Origin of the sequence: Bacillus sp. TSO22 (genome assembly GCF_020223595.1) — a bacterium.
Taxonomy (GTDB): Bacteria; Bacillota; Bacilli; order Bacillales; family Bacillaceae; genus Bacillus; species Bacillus inaquosorum.
The window spans coordinates 554,952-577,587 of record NZ_JAHAWO010000004.1 but is presented as its reverse complement, the minus strand read 5'-3'; the positions used below and the strand labels follow the sequence as shown (position 1 = coordinate 577,587).

Here is a 22,636-nt window from a genome sequence, read left to right as displayed (position 1 = left end):
ACATTATATATTGTTATATTAAAGTCCACAGCTAGGATTGTCAATATTATTTTCTGAAATTTCTCAATAATCCACTTAGACGATAGACAAAGGGTCTACATACGGAAAGTGCCCAAATCAAAAGCCAGAACTTAACATAAGTTCTGGCTTCGTTATTCAATCCGCAGACTGACGTCTTATTTAAAAAATGCCTTGTCTATATTGTACTTCGAGTGCTGTGTATTGATGATATATGTTTCGTAAATGTCTCTTTCCATTGGGTCATCGACTACACATACTTCAATTTTATATACTTCGTCTCTGTGATGTTTGATCGGTGAGACAGTGTCTTCAAAATGCTTCTTAATTCTCTGTCTTAACTTTCTAGCTTTACCGACAAACAGCAGCTCGTCATGAATGTTGTAAAACATGAAGATGCCGCCTTTATCCCTTGGTATCTGGTGAAAGTCAATGAATCCGTGAATCGCCTTTATTTTCGGCTCGTTATCATTAGCTGACTGCTGTCGTTCAGTGATGGTGACATTCGGTGCGGGTATATCAATTTTTATCAAAATTAGTTCACGTCCTCTTTTTCATTAAAGATAAATGCTAACACAGACAGAAAAGAAAAGCCAGAACAGCTTTATTATATTTGTTTGTTATGCTTTTACTTATTATGCAACGCTCCGGCTGGATCATAAGGGCTAAGATCTATTTCTGTCTGCTTTCCGAGAACTAGCTTTGCGAGCTCTGACCCCAAGAATGGCCCCATCGTTAATCCCGAGGCGCCTAAACCGTTAGCGGCAAAAAGGCCTTGAACGTCCGGTACAGCGCCCACAACCGGGAGAAACCCAGGTGTAAACGGCCTGAAGCCCACTCTTGTTTCAATGGCAGCGGCATCAGCAAGTCCCGGAGCCGCTGCTAGCGCTTTGCTCAATACTTCGTGCTGGCCTCCGGCCGTCACACGCAGATCATCAAGTCCGGCATCGTTTTCGTGCGTGGCGCCAGCTACAATTCTGCCGTTATCAAACGAAAGAATGTACTGATCGTTCGGCGGCATCACAACCGGCCAAGATCCTGTATCCGTTTCTGTCATTTCAAAATGCATAATCTGCGCTTTCTGAAAGGACACTTGAAAATGAATGCCAAGAGGCTTCATGACCTCATTGGCCCATGCCCCCGCCGTCACAATCACTGTATCGGCCGCAAACTGCTGTGTATCTGTTTGCACGCCGGTAACCGTGCCGTTTTCAAAAAGCAGGGACGCATTTCCTTTCACCATCAATGCGCCTCGCTTTTTTGCCGCGCTTACAAGTGACCGGCACAGCGCTCTTCCATTCACCCGGGCGGCACCGCTGATATGAACCGATTCATAACCATCAGCTAAAATCGGCAACAGCTTTTTCGTTTCACTTGCAGACAAGCGGGTAATGTCGCCGATTTCTGGCGCATCCTCCCGTCTCTTATATGCCCTTTCCTCCATCTTATCGAGCTTTGACGGATCAGTATGAATGCTGATCGCACCGACACGTTTATATCCTGTATCCGTTTCTCCGTCCTCTTCCAACTGATTGATTAAATCCGCATAGTATCGCGCCCCGCCCTTAGCAAGCTGATACCAATCCTGATTGCGGCGCTGAGAGAGCCAAGGACAGACGATCCCCGCCGCCGCATCAGTCGCTTGTCCAGGTTCGTTCCGATCAATGACAGTAACTCGAGCTCCTGATTTTGCGAGATGATAAGCCGTCGACGCACCTAGTATGCCGCCACCGACGATGATGTAAGATTTCATATGCAAACACCTTTTCTATTATAATGTCTATTCATTTTACCAAATAGAGTGCTTTCCTTCGACCTTTTGCCCTAATGTGGAAAAACCGCGAAGTTCGTCCAATCTCTTCACTCTCCTATCGAATATCCTGTCACTATCAATAGAGAAAGGATGATACCATGAGCGAAAATCGTCATGAAAATGAAGAAAACCAAAAGCGCAATGTATCAGTTGCTAAAGTTGAAAACAGCGGCAATGCAAAAGTCGTAGTCAACGTGAATACAGATCAGGATCAGGCACAGGCACAGTCTCAAGACGGAGAAGAGTAATGAAAGAAAATATCATTCCTATCAACAGACATACTCAAGATATGCCTAGCAATGGATCTATGATCGAAAACAGCGGCAACTCAGAGGTCCATATCGATATCCACATTGATACAATGCCGATCGCCTTTGCCATTTTATGCTCAGCATTAGCCGCAAAGCAGATGTCAAAAGAGGAATTCGACATGGCCTATACTCGTTTACAAGAGATGAACAGGGAGCATAACAGCAATACATCTGTAAAACAAATCATCAATCAGGAGATCGAAGAGTAAGAAACCGCGGCCCCCGGCCAGCGGTTTTTCTCCTGCATACAAAAAGGACGCGACTGAAAACCAGCCACGTCCTTTTTTATGAAAGAATTAACCGAATGAACCTTAATTAATCGTTAATAATACAGCTATAATTTTTGATTAGATTTCACCAATAAACAGAAATATGGTTAATTCATGCATTGGTTACTTCTGTACAATTTGAATAAGATTACCGCATGTATCGTCGAAGACAGCTATTGTGACTTGGCCCATTTTTGTCGGTTCCATAGTAAAGTTCACGCCTTTTTCCATTAATCGTTTGTACTCTTTTTGAATATCTGCAACGCCAAACATTGTTGCTGGGAAGCCTTCGGAGAATATCTTCTTTTGATACTCCTTGGCGGCAGGATGTTCATTCGGTTCAAGTAAAAGCTCGGTTCCGTCTTGATCATCTTGAGAAACAAGCGTTATCCACCTGAATTTCCCCATGGGAACGTCCTCCTTTTTTACAAACCCCAGTTTTTCTGTATAAAACTCCAGTGCCTTGTCTTGATCTTGTACGAATAAACTGGTAACAATGATTTTCATACTGTTTTTGCCTCCTTTGATTATTTATGACGCACGGTACTGTGCTAACAGTCTGGCTGCCAGCAAAACAACCCGCACATTTGTCAGACATCCTTTTCCGATTTTATAAAGTTACTCTATCCATCCTTTCAGCAAATTTTTAAGTGGTTCGTTGTTGAATATAAGTACTCGATATTTTCCCTTTCGTTTTGACTTTACAAGCCCTGCATCTTCCAGTACAGAAAGATGTTTAGCTATCGCCTGCCGCGTAATGGAAAGGCCGTGCTTCGTAATGAGACGTATCGTAAGTTCATACAACGTCAGCTCGTTGCGTTCGGATAGTTCGTCTAATATAAGCCGCCGAGTCGAATCGCCGAGTGCTTTGAATATAGTGTCTTTGTCCCAATTCATATATTGAGTATAAGCAACTATATGGTTGCATGTCAAGAATAAGCAACTGTATGGTTGCGTGATATAGGAACTGAATCATGTAGCCGTTAAAGTCACATAATAGTAGTTTGAACCTTATAGAAAAGATTACTTGTGCAAGCAGGAATATTGCCCCGATTGAAATTATTAAAAAGGACAAAAGTGACGGCATAATGTGGTCATTATCACAACAAGAACAGGCTTTTGACAAAAAAGAAAAAGCAAAAACTGCGTGAACCTGGCGCAAGTCTGAAATATGTATCTAATCGAATAGGACATAAAACCATCTAAACAACAGCGGATACTTATTTTGATATCACTAAAAAAATAAAAGGAGGCGAACTTCAAAAGTTCGCCTCCTACATAAAAATCGGCACGCCGACAATTTTAAAATTTATAATAATCCCTTAAACCCTTGATAAACCAAGGCGTTTTCATCATTAACCAATAGAACCTTCCATCTCGAACTTGATTAAACGGTTCATTTCAACTGCGTATTCCATTGGAAGCTCTTTTGTGAATGGCTCGATGAAGCCCATTACGATCATTTCAGTTGCTTCTTCTTCGGAAATACCGCGGCTCATCAAGTAGAAGAGTTGCTCTTCAGATACTTTAGACACTTTCGCTTCGTGCTCCAATGAAATGTTATCATTTAAGATTTCATTGTAAGGAATTGTGTCTGACGTTGATTTGTTATCCATAATGAGCGTATCGCACTCGATGTTAGAACGGGCGCCTTCCGCTTTGCGTCCGAAGTGGACGATTCCGCGGTACGTTACTTTTCCGCCTTGTTTTGAAATCGATTTTGATACGATTGTGGATGATGTGTTTGGTGCAAGGTGAATCATTTTCGCACCCGCATCCTGATGCTGGCCTTTACCCGCAAGAGCGATAGAAAGCGTCATACCGCGCGCGCCTTCGCCTTTTAGGATACAAGCCGGATATTTCATTGTCAGTTTAGAACCGATGTTGCCGTCGATCCATTCCATTGTTGCGTTTTCTTCACAGATCGTACGCTTCGTTACAAGGTTGTAAACGTTGTTCGCCCAGTTTTGGATCGTTGTATAACGGCAGTAGCCGCCTTTTTTCACGATGATCTCAACAACCGCACTGTGAAGTGAGTTTGTTGTGTAAACAGGCGCAGTACAGCCTTCAACATAATGAACGCTTGCTTCTTCGTCAACGATGATCAGCGTACGCTCGAACTGACCCATGTTTTCAGAGTTGATACGGAAGTAAGCTTGAAGCGGTGTTTCAACCTTCACGCCTTTAGGAACGTAGATGAAAGATCCGCCTGACCAAACAGCTGAGTTAAGCGCCGCAAACTTGTTATCAGTCGGCGGGATCACTTTTGCCCAGTGCTCACGGAAAATATCTTCATTTTCTTTCAGCGCGCTGTCAGTATCTTTAAAGACGATGCCTTGCGCTTCAAGATCTTCTTTCATGTTGTGGTATACAACCTCAGATTCGTACTGAGCAGAAACACCCGCAAGGTATTTTTGTTCAGCTTCTGGAATACCGAGCTTGTCGAATGTTTGCTTAATTTCGTCAGGAACTTCATCCCAAGAACGCTCTGAACGCTCAGACGGTTTTACGTAGTACGTAATTTCGTCAAAGTTCAGTGAGTTTAAATCTCCGCCCCATTGAGGCATCGGCATGTTGTAGAAATGCTCAAGTGATTTCAAGCGGAAATCAAGCATCCATTGAGGCTCTTCTTTCATGCGAGAAATTTCTTCTACGATTTCTTTTGTCAATCCGCGCTCTGAACGGAAAATGGAAACGTCCTTGTCGTGAAAACCATACTTGTATTCACCAATATCAGGCATTTTTTTAGCCATCCATTTTCACTCCAATCCTTTTAATTGCCGCCTTCTTCTTTTGCGACTCCTTTTTCAAGTGCTTTCCATGACAGGGTTGCACATTTGATACGGGCCGGGAATTTTGAAACGCCTTGAAGGGCTTCAATATCCCCGAGATCTATAGAATCATCATATTCTTTCCCTTGCATCATATCCGAGAAAATCTTAGACATGGAAAGGGCTGTTTCAATATCTTTCCCTTTAATCGCCTGAGTCATCATCGAAGCGGATGCCATTGAAATGGAACAGCCTTCCCCTTCAAATTTCGCATCTTCCACGATGTCTCCGTCAAGCTTCATTGTCAGTCTGATTCGGTCGCCGCATGTCGGATTGTTCATATCCACGACGATGCTGTCATTCAAAACCCCTTTGTTGCGCGGGTTTTTGTAATGATCCATAATCACCTGTCTGTACAATGTATCTAAATTTGCATTAAAAGACATTTGTAAAATACTCCTTTGTCTTTTGAAGAGCTTCCACAAGCTTATCAATCTCTTCCTCTGTATTATACAGATAAAAGCTTGCTCTTGCAGTAGCAGTTACATCCAGCCATTTCATCAGCGGCTGCGCGCAATGATGGCCGGCTCTGACAGCGATTCCCTCCGCATCAAGCACGGTTGCCACATCGTGAGGATGAACATCATCAAGGTTAAATGTAACAAGCCCGGCACGCTCTTCCGGTCCGTAAACCGTCACGCCGTCAAGCTGGCGGAAGCGTTCAAGCGCATAAGCTGCAAGCTTGTGTTCGTGGCGGGAAATCTCATCCAGACCGATTTCTTCGAGAAAATCAATGGCGGCACCGAGACCGATTGCTCCTGCAATAATCGGCGTACCCGCTTCGAATTTCCACGGAAGCTCTTTCCAAGTTGATTCATAAAGCCCGACAAAGTCGATCATTTCACCGCCGAATTCGGCAGGCTCCATGTTTTCCAGCAGGGCTTTCTTTCCGTACAGCACACCAATACCGGTAGGTCCGCACATTTTATGGGAAGAAAGCGCAAAGAAGTCGCAATCGAGATCCTGCACGTCAATTTTCATGTGAGGCGTGCTTTGTGCACCGTCCACCACAATAACAGCCCCATTGTCATGAGCGATTTTCGCCATTTCTTTAATCGGGTTGATCGTGCCGAGGACGTTAGATACATGAGACACTGCAACAATTTTTGTGTTGCTTGTGACCGTTTCTCTGACGTCTTCTAAAGAAATCGTTCCGTCTTCCTGCAGCGGAATATATTTTAATGTGGCGCCAGTCGCTTTTACAGCCTGCTGCCACGGAATGATATTCGCATGATGCTCCATATAGGTGATGACCACTTCATCACCCGGTTTCAGGTTGGCGCGCGCATAGCTTAACGCCACCATATTCAGTGATGTGGTCGTGCCTTTTGTGAAAATAATCTCAGCCATTGACTTCGCGTTAATAAACTTGCGGACTTTTTCACGCGCACCTTCATAACCGTCTGTCGCTCTGGTTCCAAGTGTATGGACGCCCCGGTGAACATTGGAATTGTATTGGTTATAATACTTATCCAGTGTTTCAATGACAGCACGCGGCTTCTGGGAAGTCGCCGCGCTGTCGAGATAAACGAGATCATGTCCGTTCACTTGCTGATGAAGGATCGGGAACTGTTCACGAATATCTGTGATATTCATTACTTCACTTTCCTTTCGATAACAGAAACTAATTGTTTCTTAACGCCTTCAATCGGAAGTTCATTTACTACCGGTGCAAGGAATCCGTAGATGACTAAGCGTTCTGCTTCTTCTTTCGCAATACCGCGGCTCATCAGGTAGTAAAGCTGAATAGGGTCCACACGGCCGACAGATGCCGCATGCCCTGCAGTTACATCGTCTTCGTCAATTAAAAGAATAGGGTTTGCGTCTCCGCGTGCTTTTTCGCTGAGCATCAGCACACGTGATTCTTGCTCCGCATTCGCTTTAGAAGCGCCATGTTCGATTTTGCCGATCCCGTTAAAGATAGAAGAAGCGGAATCCTTCATCACACCGTGCTTCAAGATATATCCTTCTGAAGCTTTACCAAAATGAATGATTTGTGTTGTAAAGTTTTCTGTTTGCTCTCCTCTTCCGACAACAACCGTTTTCGTATCGCCGTATGTGCCGTCACCGTAAAGGTTTGTTGTGTTTTCGGAAATCGTGTCGCCGTCGTTCATCAGGCCGAGAGCCCACTCGATTTTGCTGTCGCGTCCGCGCGCAGCACCTCGGCGGTTAACATATGTTGTCACACCGCTAGACAGAGTATCCACCGCACCGTATGTCACGCTGGCATTATCACCTGTGATGACCTCACTGATAATATTGAACACAGCGTCTTTAGGGTTTACAGTGCTGATGTAGTTTTCAACATATGTTACAGAGCTGTGGTCTTCAGCCACAATCAGCACGTGGTTGAATAGAGCTGTATCGTTGCTTTCGTGGACATAAACAGCCTGAACCGGCGTCTCCACCTGAACATTTTTCGGAACATAAAGGAATGCTCCTCCGTTAACAAGAGCTGCGTGAAGCGCAGTTAATTTATGCTCGTCAACCTTCACGCCGTCCTTCATAAAGTATTTCTCCACCAAGTCGCTGTGCTCGCGTGCGGCAGTCAGAATATCAGTGAAGATGACGCCTTTGTCTTTCAATTCTTGTGAAAGAGAAAGGTATGCCGGCGTCTGGTCACGCTGTACGTATAATGTTTTATCTTCGTTTTCAACATCAATCAGCGCTTTTACTTCATCAGTCAAATCTTCTAATGAAGAAAGCGGTTCGTTATCAACTGTATGCTTCGCGAAGTTCGTGAAGTTCCAGTTTGTGATTTTTGTTTTGTCAGGCTTCGGCATCGGCAGATCCTCAGCTTGTTCAAGAGCCTGTAAGCGCAGGTTTTTCAGCCAGGCAGGTTCTTGATGCTTTTCGGAAAAGCTTTTGAGATACTCCTGATCTACGGATAGTTTTGTACCTAGTGTCATATTAATCCCCCTAACGCTTACGCTTCTTGGCCTACAGTTTCGTCTTCAATGCCAAGTTCTTGTTTGATCCAGTCATAACCTTCTGCTTCAAGACGCTGTGCAAGTTCTGCACCGCCGGATTTTACAACGCGGCCTTGCATCATAACGTGAACAACATCCGGAGTGATGTAGTTTAACAGGCGCTGATAGTGAGTGATCATCAGGCAGCCAAAGTTTTCGCTGCGCATTTTGTTGATCCCTTTAGATACAACTTTCAGAGCATCAATATCAAGACCTGAGTCGATTTCATCAAGGATGGCGATTTTCGGTTCAATCATCATTAATTGAAGGATTTCGTTGCGTTTTTTCTCCCCGCCTGAGAAGCCTTCGTTAAGGTAACGCTGAGCCATTTCAGGGTCCATTTCAAGGAACTCCATGTTTTCGTCCATTTTGCGGATAAATTTCATAAGAGAAATTTCATCGCCTTCTTCTCTGCGCGCATTGATTGCTGAACGAAGGAAGTCGGCATTTGTCACACCGCTGATTTCACTTGGGTACTGCATCGCAAGGAATAAACCTGCCTGCGCACGCTCGTCCACTTCCATCTCCAGTACATCTTTGCCGTCAAGCGTGATGCTTCCTTTTGTTACTTCATATTTAGGATGCCCCATAATAGCAGCTGACAGAGTGGATTTACCAGTTCCGTTCGGTCCCATTACTGCGTGGAACTCTCCGCCTTTTATTTCAAGGTTTACACCCTTTAAGATCTCTTTCCCTTCGATTTCAACGTGAAGATCTTTGATCGTTAATGTTGAAGCAGCCATATCTATACCTCCAAAAATATATAATCATTATTCTCAATTTATTCTCATTCTAATTTTATAACAAATGAAAAGTAAATACAACTTTTTATCGTGTCTTGCACATTCCTCAAGTTTAACAAAGATCGGCACTTTATTAAAGCGATTGAAAAAGAAAAAGAGTGGATTCCCACCCTTTTTTAAAGATTGATTTTCTCAATAAGCTCCCGCGGAAATTCGCTTGCTTTTTTCATAATCAAGCTCTCTCTGCCGCTCTACTTTCATTCTTGTTTCCAGCCGGCGTCCGTATTCCTCGTATCCAATTCCGTGAGACAGCTGCATCGCTTTTTCCATTTCTGACGTATAATCGAGGTCCAGTCTGTCCTGGCTGCTGCAAATAATGAATCAATCCCTTCATATATTTGCTTCAATTGTATCAGCGCTGAGATGGATGCCGCAAAAAGGATATGGCTCGAAATAGCGGCAGATGAGACGAAAGCATCCTTTTAGATCAAATGAGAATGGTTTTTCGGAATATTCCTTCTCTTAATGAGTGGTGTTTCCGAATTCCTCTATGCACTGCTGGACGACTGTCACGCCTTGGCTTAGAGCCGCGCCGCCTCCAAATGCCGCTGCAACACTGACGGCTTCGAGAATGTTTTCTTCTGTCGCTCCCTCATCAAGACAGCCTTTTGTGTGATAGATCATGCAATATTCATCCTGGGCATTGATGGCGATTCCGAGGGCGATCAGCTGTTTTTCTCTTTCAGTCAGAGAATTGCCGGCAAAGCATTGTTCAGTAAACTCGTTAAACTTTCTTCCCATCAGCGGCATCTTTTGTTCAAATGTGCCTAAACCTAATTTATACTGTTTTAGCGCGTCCTGCATGCTTCCTCTGTCTTGATTCAAAGAAAATCCCTCCATCTGTTTAACATTCCTTTTTATTATGAACAGCTTTTAGGAAAATACCCGAAAAAAACCCCGGATTTCTCATCCGGGGTTTCAGTCTTATTCAGATACAGGAAGCACAGCTCCGTCGTATTTTTTGTCGATGAAGTCTTTGATCTCTTTAGAGTGAAGAACTTCCATCAGCGCTTTGATTTTTGCAGAATCTTCTTCGCCTTTTCTTACTGCGACGATGTTAGCGTATGGGTTGTTTTTCGTTGATTCTACTTCAATCGCGTCTTTTTTAGGATTTAATTTATTTTGGATCGCATAGTTTACATTGATGAAGACCGCGTCTCCTTCTTTGTTATCATATGCTTTTGCTGTTAATTCAGGCGCTACTTTTTTGAACTCAAGGTTTTTCGGGTTTTTCTTAATGTCTTTCAAAGTTGCGTCAACTGCTTCCACTTTAGAATCAAGTGTGATTAATCCTGCGTTTTCAAGCATTGCAAGCATACGACCTTGTTCAGCAACGTTGTTTGTCAGGATAATTGTCGCACCGTCTGGAAGGTCTTTTAATGATTTGTATTTTTTAGAGTAAATACCGAATGGCTCTAAGTGAACAGCACCGGCATTCACAAGTTTGTAATCTGTGTTTTCTTTCATTTCTTGCTCAAGGTAAGGAATGTGCTGGAAGTAGTTCGCATCCACTTCTTTATCAGATAAAGCTTTGTTGTACATCTTGTAATCACTAAGCACTTTCACTTTCAGCGTGTAGCCTTTTTCTTTCAGCAGTGGTTCAGCTTCTTTTAAAATTTCCGCATGCGGTGTTTTTGTTGCCGCAACGACAATTTCTTTCTTGCCGGATTCAGCGCCGTTATTCGAACCGCAGGCAGCCATAACTCCTGCAAATACAAGCAATAATGCACCCAAAAATAGCTTTTTCAATGTAAATCCTCCCTTATCGTTTGTCTATAATATTTGTTATGACATCACCGATGATTTGAATAATAAATACGATGATTAAAATAAACACAGTAGCAACGAAGGTAACATCAGTATTATTAGACTGATAGCCTTCTACGTACGCAAGGTTTCCAAGGCCTCCTGAACCGATGGCACCGGCAATTGCCGTTGAGCCGATCAATGCGATGGCCGTAACCGTAATACCAGAAATCAGAGCCGGCATCGACTCCGGAAGCAGCACTTTGAAAATAATTGTAGACGTTTTAGCGCCCATTGATTTAGCAGCTTCAATAACACCTTTATCCACCTCGCGAAGCGCGATTTCAGCAAGACGCGCGTAAAACGGTGCAGAGCCGATAACCAAGGCCGGCAATGCGGCATTTGGCCCTAAGATGGTGCCGACTAAAAACTTCGTAAACCCTAGCAGTAAAATAATTAAAATGAGGAACGGAATCGATCTGAATATGTTGACAATGGCCGCAATTACAGAGTTGACTGCTTTATTCTGCCAAAGGCTCCCTTTGCTTGTCAGGAAGAGCAGCAAACCGAGGATCACCCCGATGACAAAGGCAAACAGTAAAGAGATCAGCGTCATATAAAGTGTTTCATATGTCGCGTTCCACAATTCAGTTAAATCAACGTTCGGGAAGTATTTTTCAAACATTCGTGATCACCTCTGCTTTCACCTGTTTGTCATTAATAAACCGGATCACGTTGTGTACTTCTTCCTCGTCTCCGTCAATGTGGATGAACAGTGAGCCGTACGCCCCATCCTTCGTCTGCGAGATTTTCCCTTGCAGAATATTGACACTGATATTAAAGTTTCTGATCATCTCTGTAATCAGAGGCTGTTCAGCTGAATCGCCGACAAATGTGAGCTGAACCGTTTTTCCTGATGCTGTTTCATCAAGAAGGTGCTGAAGCGTTTCTTTCGTTTCTTCCGGTTCTGTCACCTGCTGAACAAATCGTTTTGTCATTTCTTCCTTCGGATTTTTGAAGACATCGAGAACTTCGCCTTCTTCAACAACCTTTCCGTTTTCCATGACAGCGACTCTGTTGCAGATTTTGCGGATCACATGCATTTCGTGTGTGATCAGCACAATCGTCAAACCGAGTCTTTCATTAATATCGGACAACAAATCCAAAATTGAATCTGTCGTTTGCGGATCTAATGCTGATGTCGCTTCATCACAAAGGAGAACCTTCGGATTGTTTGCAAGCGCTCTGGCGATTCCGACACGCTGCTTTTGCCCGCCGCTCAGCTGAGACGGGTAAGATTTTTCTTTTCCTTCTAAACCTACCAGTTTAATCAGTTCATTGGCGCGCTTGATCCGCTCGCTCTTTTTCACCCCGGCAATTTCTAAAGGAAACATGATATTATCTCTGACGGTCCGCGACCAAAGCAAATTGAAATGCTGGAAAATCATACTGATTTCATGGCGTGCTTTTCTTAAACCGCGTCCATTTACTTCATTAATCTTGGTTCCCGCCACTTCCACGGTTCCTGAGGTTGGTTTCTCAAGGCCGTTCAGCAGACGGATTAAGGAACTTTTACCTGCTCCGCTATATCCTATAATTCCAAAAATCTCACCTTTTTTAATGGAAAGCGAGACATTTTGGACAGCATTGACATCTCCATGTTTCGACTTATAAACTTTTGAAACATTTTGAAGATTGATCAAAGCAATCACCTGCCTTAACACTATTCTAAGAAATCTTCCGGGTTTTTCTGCAAAAGAAAAGCCTTTCTGCACACTTGAGCAGAAAGGCTTATAGAAAATGCCTTTCTCTCATCTTTCAAAGCTGAACGCTTCGTGTGAATTGGCACCATTTCAACAGCGTTGATGGTTGCCGGGCTTCATAGGGCACTTCCCTCCACCTCTCTTGATAAGAGAAATATATAGTCTTTTTCGTCCGGAAATTCTTAATGTAGAATAGCATGGCGAATGATTAAATGTCAATAAAATAAATGATGTCAACTTTTACTATTATAATAATTTCCTATTTTTTAATTTTTCAAAATCCTCTGAAAAAATCCATTTGTCAGCCAGAGAATGGCTTCTAGTTTTAACAGGGCTCTGAATGACCCCTTCACTTTTAGTCTTCCGCTCTGGATCAGGTGCTGAAGGGAAATGTCTCCGTGCAATAAATGAATGATTTCTGCTTGGTTTCCGTAAAAGGTCAGGTTGGACGTTTGGGGCGGAGAAATTTTTTTCATTTCTCCCTGTTCGTTTATTGAGACGGTTAAGGCTTCTGTTTCTCCTTGGAAGGTAATGAGCAATGTTGAAGCGTTCAAAAGGGGTTTTAAAAACAGATGCTGATACTCATCTTCTAAAACTTCCGCTTTCTCCATATGTACAACCTCCTATTTGTTGGTCATACATACACATTTCTCTTTCTGGCGCAAGAACCCCTTTATAAAATGAACGACAATTTCATTGAAATGTGTTGAGAAATATGTCATAAATGGGATGCGGAAGATGATTTTTGTTTGATCAGCTCATATAAATAAGAAACGGAATGAAACGCATATCCCCTTTCGACCACTTTTCCGCCTTTAAACAGCAGAAAACAAGGGACACTTTCAATTTGATACGCTTTTGCGAATGTCGGAGAGTAATTGACATTGTTTTTATAGAAGGCGACATCGGGCAGCATTTCTTTCACCACTGTCAGCATTTTGCTTGCAAGCTGGCAGGTGCCGCAAAACGGAGTATATAAATATAGGAGATACACATCATCAGCAATGTGCTCAAGCTCGTGTTCTTGGAGTTCTTTCATGCTATACACCTCGGGACTTTCTTTCAAGAAAAATAGTATGGACATTCAAATTCGCGCGCAGCAATACAGCGGCGACATGGTGTCTGGGCGCAGCGGCCACTTCCTTATAGGCTTTGTCGATATGTAAATGGCAGGCTTCATTAAATTCTCTTTTCAGCTGTTTTCTCAATTTCTCGCCTGATTCATCAGCATCAACTAATATATAGACGTCTTTATCGTAAAGCTCGTCAGCCAATTCCTCAAGCTTCAGCTGGCTGATTGTTCCGTTTGTGCAGATAATGCGCACTGGTTCATTTAGGACGCTTTCGATTTTCTCTTTATCTGATTTCCCTTCGACAATCATAACCTTTTCCAGCTCTTCCATCTTCATCTTCTTCACCTGCCGCGTCAAATTTGAAACGTTCAGATTGTAAAAGAAGGCAGTGAAATTCACCGCCACATTAACACCAGCCGTTTTCGTAGTCACAATCCACATATTTTTCGTCGTTTCCCGAGACCACATCGGCTGTCTTATAAAATTTCTCATTTTCAAAGGAATAACCGGATTTTAGCTCATATTCATCCATGCTTGTCATTTGGCCGATCATCTCATTATCATGATATAACGAGAGCCGGCCATTTTGAAAGCGGCCTGTCACATCATTGGTAACATCGAGCTTTTGTTTGCTGAAAGCCATATTGGACACCTCCCATAACGTTAGCGTGTCCAATTGCCTTTACAGCTATCCTGTTTTAGTCTTCTTGTGTCATCTCTTCGTATTGCTCTGCTGTCATCAGTTTTTCAATTTCAGAAGCGTCAGACGGCTCAACGACGATCATCCATGCTTTTTCGTACGGAGATTCGTTAACGAATTCCGGACTGTCATCAAGATCTTCGTTTACTTCTACAACAGTTCCGTTAATCGGTGCATAAAGCTCAGATACCGTTTTAACGGATTCAACACTGCCGAATGGCTCGTCCGCTTTGATTTCAGCGCCAACTTCAGGAAGTTCGACAAACACGATGTCGCCTAGCTCGGACTGGGCAAAATGCGTAATCCCGATTCTGGCTTTTTCTCCTTCAACTTTTACCCACTCGTGTTCTCCTGAGTAACGCAAATCTTTAGGTATGCTCAATTGAATCCCTCCATTTTTTACAGCACTACAATAAGAAGATACCACACTTTTCGAAAAAAATTTACATTAAGCCCAGTTTTCTTCAAATTGCTCTTCTTTAAAACCGACTGTCACTTTTTCGCCGTCTGTTGTAAGCGGGCGTTTGATCAGCATTCCGTCTGAAGCCAGCAGTTCAAGCTGTTCATCCTCCGACATATGATACAGCTTTTCCTTGAGATTCAGCTCGCGGTATTTCATGCCGCTCGTGTTGAAAAATTTCTTGAGATCCAGCCCGCTTTTTTCATAAATCGCTTTTAGTTCTTCTTTACTTGGAGGCTGCTCTGCAATATGTATTTCGTTTATTTCTTTCCCATGCTCTTCAAGCCATTTCTTTGCTTTGCGGCACGTTCCGCATTTAGGGTACCAGTAAAAAGTTAACGACATCTTCTTCCCCCTCAATAAAATAATCGAGGTTATTTTAACACAGTTTGTTTTAAAAACCTAAAACGGTGCTTCTTAAAAAAAGCTCCGCACATGCGGAGCTCTTGGGCAATCAGACAATATATTTTTCAGCTTCAAAAATGCCCGCTGCCGCTTCGCGCTTTTTCTGAATGACGTTTTTAGGCGTTACGCGCGTCAGCTTGCGCAGAGCGGAAAGCATCATGCGGAGTGAATCTCCTTCTTCCATTGCGATGAGGGACTCCTTCGCGTGCGCTTCAATTTCGTTAAAGGCTTCCTGAACGAAAATTTCCGTATACAGCACCTTTTGCGCTGCTTTTTCTGCACCTTGTGCGGCAATGGCCTTTTCCGTTCTGAGCACGGCTGATTCCATTGCGTACACATTGCTGACGATATCCGCGACGTTTACGAGAATTTCTTGTTCGCGATCGATGGCTTTTCCGTATTTTTGTGCAGCAAGGCCAGCGGCGAATAGCGCGATTTTTTTGGCTTGCTTGACGATATATTTCTCCTGCTCTAAAACGCCGATGCCAGGCTCCTCAGGCATAAGCATCATGAGTTCTTCCTGCAGTGATTGTGCTTTTTCAAATAGAGGGAGCTCGCCTTTGAGCGCTTTTTTCAGGAAGGTGCTTGGCACGATCAACCGGTTGATTTCGTTTGTGCCTTCAAAAATCCGATTGATCCTTGAATCCCTATAGGCTCTTTCTACTTCGTACTCCTGCATAAAACCGTAGCCTCCATGAATCTGCACACCTTCATCAACGATATAATCAAGCGTTTCAGAGCCGAATACCTTATTCAGAGAGCATTCGATGGCATATTCAGCAATTGACTTGGCAATTTGCCGTCCGTCCTTGAGATCTTCGGCTGTAAACTGGCTCATATTGTCTTCAAACAGCCCGACGGTTCTGTACACAGAGCTTTCCATCGCGTACAGCCTCGATGCCATTGTCGCCATTTTTTCCTGTGTCAGCGAAAAGGCTGCAATCGGCGTTTTAAATTGGCGGCGCTGATTTGCGTATGCCGCAGAGAGCTCGATTACCCGCTTAGACGCGCCGATTGTGCCAACCGCCAGTTTGTAGCGGCCGATATTTAAAATATTAAAGGCGATGATATGCCCTTTGCCGATTTCTCCAAGCAGGTTTTCTTTTGGGACTTCAGCTTGATCCAGAATGAGGGTTCTTGTCGATGATCCTTTAATCCCCATTTTCTTTTCTTCCGGACCCGTGGATACTCCCGGGAAATCTTTTTCTACAATAAAGGCCGAGAACTTTTCGCCGTCCACCTTAGCGTAAACGACAAATACATCAGCAAAGGCAGAGTTGGTAATCCACTGTTTTTCCCCGGTTAATACGTAATGGGTTCCCGCTTCATTCAGCACGGCTGTTGTTTTTGCTCCAAGCGCATCAGAGCCAGAGCCCGGCTCAGTCAATGCATAAGCCGCGATCTTTTCGCCTGAAGCGAGCCCGGGCAAATATTTTTTCTTTTGTTCTTCTGATCCGAAAAAGACGATCGGCAAGGAACCGATGCCGACATGCGCCCCATAAGAAAGCGAAAAGCTTCCCGCACGCGAAAATTTTTCAGTGATGAGTGCCGAGCTGATTTTATCAAGACCGAGGCCTCCGTATTCCTCCGGCACATCAGCGCCAAGCAGTCCCAGTTCGCCCGCTTTCTTCAACAGCCTGACGGAATGCTCGAACTGATGGTTTTCGATATCATCTATATGAGGGAGAACATCTTGCTCAATGTAATCCTCTGTTGTTTTCGCAATCATTTTATGCTCGTCAGTGAAATCCTCCGGTGTATACATTTGGTCGTATGTGACATCCTCGATTAAGAAACCGCCGCCTTTTTGTACTTCAGCCGCTTTTTTTACCATTTGTTTTTCCCCCTTTAGCATAATTCAAATACACCGGCCGCTCCCATCCCGCCGCCGATACACATTGTGACGACTCCAAATTGCTCGTTTCTCCGTTTCATTTCATGAATCAATGAGAGTGTAAGCTTTGTGCCCGTACAGCCAAGCGGGTGTCCGAGTGCGATTGCGCCCCCGTTGACATTCACTTTTTCTTCATCAATTCCCAGCTCTCTGATGACTTGAATGGCCTGTGATGCAAAAGCTTCGTTCAGTTCAAACAAGCCGATGTCCTGCAGTTGAAGCCCGGCAAGTTTTAAGGCACGCGGAATGGCTTCCACCGGACCGATGCCCATCACTTCCGGCGGTACGCCGCCTACGGCAAAGGAGCGGAATTTCACAAGCGGGGCTAATCCCAGCGCATCAGCCTTTTCCCGGTCCATCAGCATGACAGCCGCCGCTCCGTCACTCGTCTGCGAGGAGTTGCCCGCAGTAACCGTTCCGTCAACGGAAAAAGCCGGGCGCAATGTCGCTAAGATGTCGGCTGCCGTTTGCGGGCGAACGCCTTCATCCTGTGAAAACACAAACTGTTTTTCCTGCGGCTTATGGTTGTCTCCGATTTCTGTCACCGTCACTTCGACGGGTACAATCTCGTCTTTAAATTTTCCCTCTGCAAGGGCTTTGGCCGCGTTCTGGTGGCTGCGAACAGCAAACGCATCCTGATCCTCGCGGGAGACGCCGTATTTTTTCGCGACCTGCTCGGCCGTGTGGCCCATGCTCATGTAATATTCCGGCGCCTTTTCTGCCAATGCGAGGTTCGGACGGGTCACATGCCCCATCATCGGAACCTGCGACATGGATTCTGCTCCGCCCGCGATCGCTGTATCGTAGGCGCCGAGCATAATCTTTTCTGCCGCATAAGCGATGGACTGAAGACCTGAAGAGCAGTAGCGATTGACTGTAATCGCCGGGACCGTGTACGGCAGGCCCGCGAGCGCGCCGATATTTCTCGCCATATTAAGCCCCTGTTCTGCTTCAGGTGTCGCACAGCCGATAATCAAGTCGTCAATATTGCCTTCGTAGCCGCCTGCCCGTTTCAGTGTTTCTTTTACGCAAATCGCTCCCAAATCATCCGGGCGAACGGTGGCCAGCGATCCTTTTTTTGCTTTCCCAACCGGTGTTCTTGCACCTGACACAATGACTGCCTCTTTCATAAGCTCCCTCCTAATTCCGTAAAGGTTTACCTTTCACAAGCATATGCTGCATTCTCGCTTGAGATTTCGCCTCTCCAGCCAAACTCAAAAACGCCTCTCTCTCGATCTCCAATAAATACTCTTCATCAACCTCAGTACCGAACGGCACTTTTCCGCCGGCAATGACATAAGCGAGTTTTTTCGCGATCTTGAAATCATGCTCAGATATATAGCCGGACAGTTTCATTTGCTCGGCGCCAAGCAAGAGTGCCGCATAACCGGTTTCGCCCGCCACTTTGACCTTTTTCTTTACTGGCGGCCGCCAGCCGGTGTCGTATAAAGATGCGGCAAGCTGCTTTGCATCATACAGCAGGTGGTCCTGATTTATACTGATGTGATCTGTTTCTTTTAAGATGTTCATCTCTCGAGCCTCTTGGGCGGAAGCGGACACTTTCGCCATCGCAATCGTTTCAAATGTTTTCATTGCCGCATTCATCGGATCAAGACCGCGGTGAAGATGGTTGATGTACAGCTCTTTGTTTCCTCCTCCGCCAGGGATGAGGCCGACACCGGATTCCACAAGTCCCATATAGGCTTCGCTTGCTGCTTGAATGCGCGCCGCCGGCAGGCACACTTCCGTTCCTCCACCGAGCGTCATGCCAAATGGAGCGGCGACAACCGGTTTCGCACTGTATTTGATCTTCATCATCGTCTCCTGGAAACGGCGTATCACGAAATCAACTTCCAAATAGTTGTCATCTTGGACTTCCATTAGGATCATGCCAAGATTCGCACCGACGCAGAAATTTTTTCCTTGATTCCCGATGACAAGACCTTTGTAGTTCCGCTCTGTTTCCTCTAACGCTTTGTTGATCATTTGTATGATATCAAGGCCGATCGCATTGCTTTTCGAATGAAATTCAAGAAGGGCCACATCATCTCCAAGATCGATCAGGCTTGCTCCGCTGTTTTTCGCAATCACGCCGTTTGTTTCCTTGAGCGCTTGTAAATGAATCCGTTTCTTGTTTTCTTTCACGGCTCTGTATTCGCCGCGGTCATAATAAAATACCGTTCCGTTCTCTTTGATGTAGAAGGTTTCATTTCCTTTGTCCAGCATGTCTTTGATCCAGCCAGGCACATCTGCTCCAAGCTGCTCAAGCTTTTCCGCCGATCGCTTGAGGCCTATGGCATCCCACATTTCAAATGGGCCCAGCTCCCAGCCAAAACCCCACTTCATGGCTTGGTCAATCGCATGAATATCATCAGCAATCTCACCAAGCAGTTCGGCTGAGTAAAGCAAGGTTTGAGATGTGATATTCCACAGCAGCCTACCTGCCCTGTCATCCGAGTAAATAAGCGCTTTCATTTTGGCTTTTGTCCCTTTTGCCTGTTTTGCTGCTTCAAGTGAGGCTGTTTTCATTTTTGTCCGCTCGCCGTAAGTAAGCGTCACTGGATCAAGCTCATAAATCGTTTTTCCTTCTTTTTTATAAAAGCCTTGGCCAGCCTTGCTTCCGATCCACCCTTTCTGCAGCATATCGTTCATGAAGCCTGGCAGGCGGAACACTTCTTTCTCGTCACCATCCGCTTTGTCATACACATTTCGAGCGACGTGGGCGAATGTATCGAGCCCGACAACATCAAGCGTTCTGAAGGTCGCGCTTTTCGGTCTTCCGATCAGCGGGCCTGTGATTGAATCAACCTCCCCGACCTGATAGCCGCCTTTCAGCATTTCTTGGACTGTAACGAGAAGCCCGTACGTTCCGATGCGGTTTGCGATAAAGTTCGGTGTGTCCTTTGCTGTAACAACGCCTTTACCGAGGACATTTTCACCGAAGGATGCCATAAACGTTAAAATATCAGGGTCCGTTTCCTTAATCGGAATGATCTCCAGCAGCTTTAAATAGCGGGCGGGATTAAAAAAGTGTGTTCCGAGAAAATGGGTTTTAAAATCATCCGATCTGCCTTCTGCCATTTCTTGCACTGATATGCCGGATGTGTTGCTTGAAACAATGCTTCCAGGCTTTCGATGTTCATCCACAAGAGCGAAAATTTGCTTTTTGACCTCTAGGTTTTCGACAACGACCTCAATAATCCAATCTGCTTCTTTCAGCTTTGCTGCATCATCCTCCAGATTGCCTGGAGTGATATAGGAGGTATTTTTTGCTGATGTAAGGGGAGCCGGCTTTTGTTTCAGCAGTTTTTTCACTGCCTGCCGGCTCAGCCTGCTGCGCACCTCCGGACTGTCCTTCGTCAGCCCCCTTTTTTTCTCTTCCTTTGTCAAATCGTTCGGCACAATATCTAGCAGCAGGACAGGAATTCCGATGTTAGCCAAATGCGCTGCAATCCCGGAACCCATTACCCCCGATCCTAAAACGGCTGCCTTCCGAATGTGTTTGTGCATGAGACATCCCCCTTGAACATTGAATGAATAGTCATTCATTTTTTGACCAAAAAAAATGAAACCCGTTTCTTCTTTCATCTTAAAAGATTTCCGGTTCGACTTCAATAGCTAATTTGTTATTTTTTGAATGAAGCGTATAAAAGACGGGCAACTTAAGCCCGGAGGTGAAGGGAATGGTGCGAGAGAAAAAAAATCCGTCTTCAGCGGCAGTCAGCGCGGCTAGCGTAAAAGGAGACGCCGGTCCGACCCAGCATTACGGCGGCGGAAAACGGACAAGTCAAAATCAGCAGTATAAAAAACATAACATGGAACAATCATGACGCAGCTGCTTCTCGCGGCTGCTTTCACTTTTTCAAGATTCCTTTTAACACAAACGCTGCATTGGCGGGCCGTTCGGCAATTCTTCTCATAAAGTAGCTGAACCAGTCCGTTCCATATGGGACATACACACGCATTCTGTACCCTTCCTTGGCAAGTTCCTTCTGCCGCTCCGGCCTGATGCCGTACAGCATTTGAAACTCAAATTGTGACGCTGGGATATGATGTTCAGCAACGAGCTGTTTCGTAAACGCAATGATATCATCGTCATGTGTGGCGACAGCCGTGTAGTTCCCGCTTAACAGCTGCAGCTTTATTAAGCTTTGAAAATGAAGGTCTGTTCCTTTTTTGTCAGGAAACGCTACAGCCGCAGATTCTTTATACGCACCTTTCACGAGCCTGAGAATCGGCTTTAGATCGCGCATATGTCTGATATCTTCTGCCGCCCGGTACAGATATGCCTGAATCACCGTGCCGAGCATCTCAAATTCCTGTTTGCATTGCCTGTAGATGGCAAGTGTCTGTTCATAATGAGAATAGTCTTCCATATCAATGGTCACAGCAACACCATATTGCTTCGCAGCAGATAGAATAGCACGCAAATGAGAAAGGGCAAGTTCTTCTGAAAGATCGAGCCCGATTGATGTCAGCTTTAATGAAAGTTCTGAGTCCAATTGGTGTTCAGCAATGGCTTGAATAGCTTTTTTGCATTCCTCTGCGACTTGATTCGCTTCTTTTTCCGAAGCGGCATACTCGCCTAAATAATCAATTGTTGCACACAAACCGGATCTGTTTAGCCTTTTGACGGTCTTAACCGCCGATTCAATTGTATCCCCTGCGACAAACCTTCGTGCTCCAAGCCGCGTTCCGTATGCTTTTGCGAACTTGGTAAGTGTTTTATTTTTTGATAAGAATAAAAACACATGTCTCAACATCCGACTCCCTCCCGCCGTCAACTTAAAAACCTGTATATAACTCCCAGTCTGAAGGAAACTATAAAATGAACAGAAATCAAAGGAGGATCACAATGGACAATCAGCAGCAATCTCAAATGCCACCTTCCGTTATTTCGACAAAGGATCATTTGTATCTGAATGACATGCTGAACTGGAATTTGCTCGCGATGAAAAAAGCGCATTTCATGGCGCAGCAGTGCCAGGATCAATCGTTAAAACAAGAACTCGACCGCGTCGGACACATGCATCATGATCACTATCAAAGAATATTAAAGCATCTGCAGCCAGGCCAGCAGCAGTCCGGCTACATCCAATAAGGAGGCGCCAGAATGAATCAGCAAAATCAGAAAATCAGCAACCCGCAGACACCTGTACCGACAACTTCGGAGATGAATGACAGAGATTTCGTCAACGAACTGCTGACAACAGAAAAATACATGACAACAGCTTATTGCACAGCCTTGCACGAATTCAGCCACGAGTCTCTTTATCAGGATATTCAATCCATTTTTGATGAGTCACAAAAAGCGCAAAGAAAACTGTATGACCTCATGTTCCAATATGGATGGTATTCTGTTGAAGCGGAGGATGCCCAGAAGCTGCAGCAGTCCTATCAAAAGTTCCAGCAGACCATTCAGCAGCAGTCTCCATACCAGCAATAACACTATCAGTAAAAGGGATACGATGTTCTTTCGGACATCTATCCTTTTTTTGTGTAAAATCAATTGACTTTTCATTTACGCTTATTTATATTTAATAAGCATTAACTATTTTGTTATCAAAATATATATACAGTG

General features: G+C 44.6%; 29 protein-coding genes and 1 riboswitch. Of the genes, 5 read left to right on the top strand and 24 right to left on the bottom strand.

Annotation, left to right across the window (positions count from 1 at the left end; all coding sequences use genetic code 11):
- Positions 1-176 precede the first annotated feature (176 nt).
- The gene (locus KHQ79_RS07885) at positions 177-551 is read right to left on the bottom strand and encodes a nucleotide excision repair endonuclease (protein WP_019259408.1); all 375 of its coding nucleotides are present in this window, start codon (positions 549-551) and stop codon (positions 177-179) included.
- Between the two features lie 95 nt (positions 552-646).
- On the bottom strand, positions 647-1,771 hold the full coding sequence (locus KHQ79_RS07880; protein WP_225514706.1) for an NAD(P)/FAD-dependent oxidoreductase: 1,125 nt from the start codon (positions 1,769-1,771) through the stop codon (positions 647-649).
- Between the two features lie 158 nt (positions 1,772-1,929).
- On the opposite strand from KHQ79_RS07880, the gene KHQ79_RS07875 reads away from it, so the two are divergent.
- Together KHQ79_RS07875 and KHQ79_RS07870 are read left to right on the top strand one after the other, a co-directional pair.
- Positions 1,930-2,079 (top strand): hypothetical protein, encoded by a 150-nt coding sequence (locus KHQ79_RS07875; protein ID WP_003240873.1) that lies wholly within the window; start codon positions 1,930-1,932, stop codon positions 2,077-2,079.
- Positions 2,079-2,351, top strand: a complete 273-nt coding sequence (locus KHQ79_RS07870) for a hypothetical protein (RefSeq protein ID WP_225514704.1) — start codon at positions 2,079-2,081, stop codon at positions 2,349-2,351. The genes KHQ79_RS07875 and KHQ79_RS07870 overlap by 1 nt, the downstream gene beginning before the upstream one ends.
- 183 nt (positions 2,352-2,534) lie before the next feature.
- Here the strand turns inward: KHQ79_RS07870 and KHQ79_RS07865 are convergent, their stop codons facing one another.
- The 21 genes from KHQ79_RS07865 to KHQ79_RS07765 form a co-directional block, all read right to left on the bottom strand.
- Positions 2,535-2,918, bottom strand: a complete 384-nt coding sequence (locus KHQ79_RS07865) for a VOC family protein (protein WP_119914250.1) — start codon at positions 2,916-2,918, stop codon at positions 2,535-2,537.
- 111 nt (positions 2,919-3,029) lie between these two features.
- The gene (locus KHQ79_RS07860) at positions 3,030-3,308 is read right to left on the bottom strand and encodes an ArsR/SmtB family transcription factor (protein ID WP_060400058.1); all 279 of its coding nucleotides are present in this window, start codon (positions 3,306-3,308) and stop codon (positions 3,030-3,032) included.
- Positions 3,309-3,766: 458 nt separating this feature from the next.
- Positions 3,767-5,164, bottom strand: a complete 1,398-nt coding sequence (sufB, locus tag KHQ79_RS07855) for a Fe-S cluster assembly protein SufB (protein ID WP_003240854.1) — start codon at positions 5,162-5,164, stop codon at positions 3,767-3,769.
- A gap of 20 nt (positions 5,165-5,184) precedes the next feature.
- Positions 5,185-5,628, bottom strand: a complete 444-nt coding sequence (gene sufU, locus KHQ79_RS07850; protein ID WP_003222809.1) for a Fe-S cluster assembly sulfur transfer protein SufU — start codon at positions 5,626-5,628, stop codon at positions 5,185-5,187.
- Complete coding sequence (gene sufS / locus KHQ79_RS07845; protein ID WP_003240852.1) at positions 5,618-6,838, bottom strand: cysteine desulfurase SufS; 1,221 nt, start codon at positions 6,836-6,838, stop codon at positions 5,618-5,620. Before sufS ends, sufU begins: the two co-directional genes overlap by 11 nt.
- Entirely contained in the window at positions 6,838-8,151 is a 1,314-nt protein-coding gene (gene sufD / locus KHQ79_RS07840; RefSeq protein ID WP_003240850.1) for a Fe-S cluster assembly protein SufD, read from the bottom strand. The genes sufS and sufD overlap by 1 nt, the downstream gene beginning before the upstream one ends.
- Positions 8,152-8,168: 17 nt before the next feature.
- The gene (sufC, locus tag KHQ79_RS07835) at positions 8,169-8,954 is read right to left on the bottom strand and encodes a Fe-S cluster assembly ATPase SufC (RefSeq protein ID WP_003151872.1); all 786 of its coding nucleotides are present in this window, start codon (positions 8,952-8,954) and stop codon (positions 8,169-8,171) included.
- A 192-nt stretch (positions 8,955-9,146) separates the two neighbouring features.
- On the bottom strand, positions 9,147-9,284 hold the full coding sequence (locus tag KHQ79_RS07830; protein ID WP_003228600.1) for a YuzK family famiily protein: 138 nt from the start codon (positions 9,282-9,284) through the stop codon (positions 9,147-9,149).
- Between the two features lie 192 nt (positions 9,285-9,476).
- Positions 9,477-9,854, bottom strand: a complete 378-nt coding sequence (locus KHQ79_RS07825) for a carboxymuconolactone decarboxylase family protein (RefSeq protein ID WP_003222796.1) — start codon at positions 9,852-9,854, stop codon at positions 9,477-9,479.
- A gap of 84 nt (positions 9,855-9,938) precedes the next feature.
- Positions 9,939-10,763 (bottom strand): methionine ABC transporter substrate-binding lipoprotein MetQ, encoded by an 825-nt coding sequence (gene metQ, locus KHQ79_RS07820; protein WP_003240839.1) that lies wholly within the window; start codon positions 10,761-10,763, stop codon positions 9,939-9,941.
- Between the two features lie 13 nt (positions 10,764-10,776).
- Positions 10,777-11,445: a methionine ABC transporter permease MetP gene (metP, locus tag KHQ79_RS07815; RefSeq protein ID WP_003240837.1), complete on the bottom strand. Its 669-nt coding sequence runs from the start codon at positions 11,443-11,445 to the stop codon at positions 10,777-10,779.
- Positions 11,438-12,463 (bottom strand): methionine ABC transporter ATP-binding protein MetN, encoded by a 1,026-nt coding sequence (gene metN / locus KHQ79_RS07810; protein ID WP_003240833.1) that lies wholly within the window; start codon positions 12,461-12,463, stop codon positions 11,438-11,440. The genes metP and metN overlap by 8 nt, the downstream gene beginning before the upstream one ends.
- 105 nt (positions 12,464-12,568) lie before the next feature.
- Positions 12,569-12,675, bottom strand: a riboswitch (SAM riboswitch).
- A gap of 114 nt (positions 12,676-12,789) precedes the next feature.
- Entirely contained in the window at positions 12,790-13,134 is a 345-nt protein-coding gene (locus KHQ79_RS07805; RefSeq protein ID WP_003240831.1) for an SCP2 sterol-binding domain-containing protein, read from the bottom strand.
- 107 nt (positions 13,135-13,241) lie between these two features.
- The gene (locus KHQ79_RS07800; protein WP_003222787.1) at positions 13,242-13,562 is read right to left on the bottom strand and encodes a thioredoxin family protein; all 321 of its coding nucleotides are present in this window, start codon (positions 13,560-13,562) and stop codon (positions 13,242-13,244) included.
- Between the two features lies 1 nt (position 13,563).
- Entirely contained in the window at positions 13,564-13,926 is a 363-nt protein-coding gene (locus KHQ79_RS07795; protein ID WP_060400059.1) for a toprim domain-containing protein, read from the bottom strand.
- A gap of 76 nt (positions 13,927-14,002) precedes the next feature.
- Positions 14,003-14,239 (bottom strand): YusG family protein, encoded by a 237-nt coding sequence (locus KHQ79_RS07790; protein ID WP_003240826.1) that lies wholly within the window; start codon positions 14,237-14,239, stop codon positions 14,003-14,005.
- Positions 14,240-14,294: 55 nt separating this feature from the next.
- Complete coding sequence (gcvH, locus tag KHQ79_RS07785; protein ID WP_003222781.1) at positions 14,295-14,678, bottom strand: glycine cleavage system protein GcvH; 384 nt, start codon at positions 14,676-14,678, stop codon at positions 14,295-14,297.
- Positions 14,679-14,744: 66 nt separating this feature from the next.
- Positions 14,745-15,101, bottom strand: a complete 357-nt coding sequence (locus KHQ79_RS07780) for an arsenate reductase family protein (protein ID WP_003240824.1) — start codon at positions 15,099-15,101, stop codon at positions 14,745-14,747.
- 109 nt (positions 15,102-15,210) lie between these two features.
- Complete coding sequence (gene fadE, locus KHQ79_RS07775; RefSeq protein ID WP_225514702.1) at positions 15,211-16,995, bottom strand: acyl-CoA dehydrogenase FadE; 1,785 nt, start codon at positions 16,993-16,995, stop codon at positions 15,211-15,213.
- A gap of 14 nt (positions 16,996-17,009) precedes the next feature.
- Entirely contained in the window at positions 17,010-18,185 is a 1,176-nt protein-coding gene (locus KHQ79_RS07770; protein WP_225514700.1) for an acetyl-CoA C-acetyltransferase, read from the bottom strand.
- 10 nt (positions 18,186-18,195) lie between these two features.
- Positions 18,196-20,565, bottom strand: a complete 2,370-nt coding sequence (locus tag KHQ79_RS07765) for a 3-hydroxyacyl-CoA dehydrogenase/enoyl-CoA hydratase family protein (protein WP_225514698.1) — start codon at positions 20,563-20,565, stop codon at positions 18,196-18,198.
- A gap of 173 nt (positions 20,566-20,738) precedes the next feature.
- On the opposite strand from KHQ79_RS07765, the gene KHQ79_RS07760 reads away from it, so the two are divergent.
- The gene (locus tag KHQ79_RS07760; protein WP_003240817.1) at positions 20,739-20,885 is read left to right on the top strand and encodes a YuzL family protein; all 147 of its coding nucleotides are present in this window, start codon (positions 20,739-20,741) and stop codon (positions 20,883-20,885) included.
- 24 nt (positions 20,886-20,909) lie between these two features.
- Here the strand turns inward: KHQ79_RS07760 and KHQ79_RS07755 are convergent, their stop codons facing one another.
- On the bottom strand, positions 20,910-21,818 hold the full coding sequence (locus KHQ79_RS07755; protein ID WP_225514696.1) for a proline dehydrogenase family protein: 909 nt from the start codon (positions 21,816-21,818) through the stop codon (positions 20,910-20,912).
- Positions 21,819-21,910: 92 nt separating this feature from the next.
- Here KHQ79_RS07755 and KHQ79_RS07750 point away from each other — a divergent pair, with 92 nt between their 5' ends.
- Positions 21,911-22,156, top strand: a complete 246-nt coding sequence (locus KHQ79_RS07750; protein WP_003222768.1) for a hypothetical protein — start codon at positions 21,911-21,913, stop codon at positions 22,154-22,156.
- Positions 22,157-22,168: 12 nt separating this feature from the next.
- Positions 22,169-22,501: a spore coat protein gene (locus KHQ79_RS07745; RefSeq protein WP_003222766.1), complete on the top strand. Its 333-nt coding sequence runs from the start codon at positions 22,169-22,171 to the stop codon at positions 22,499-22,501.
- The last annotated feature ends 135 nt before the right edge of the window (positions 22,502-22,636 follow it).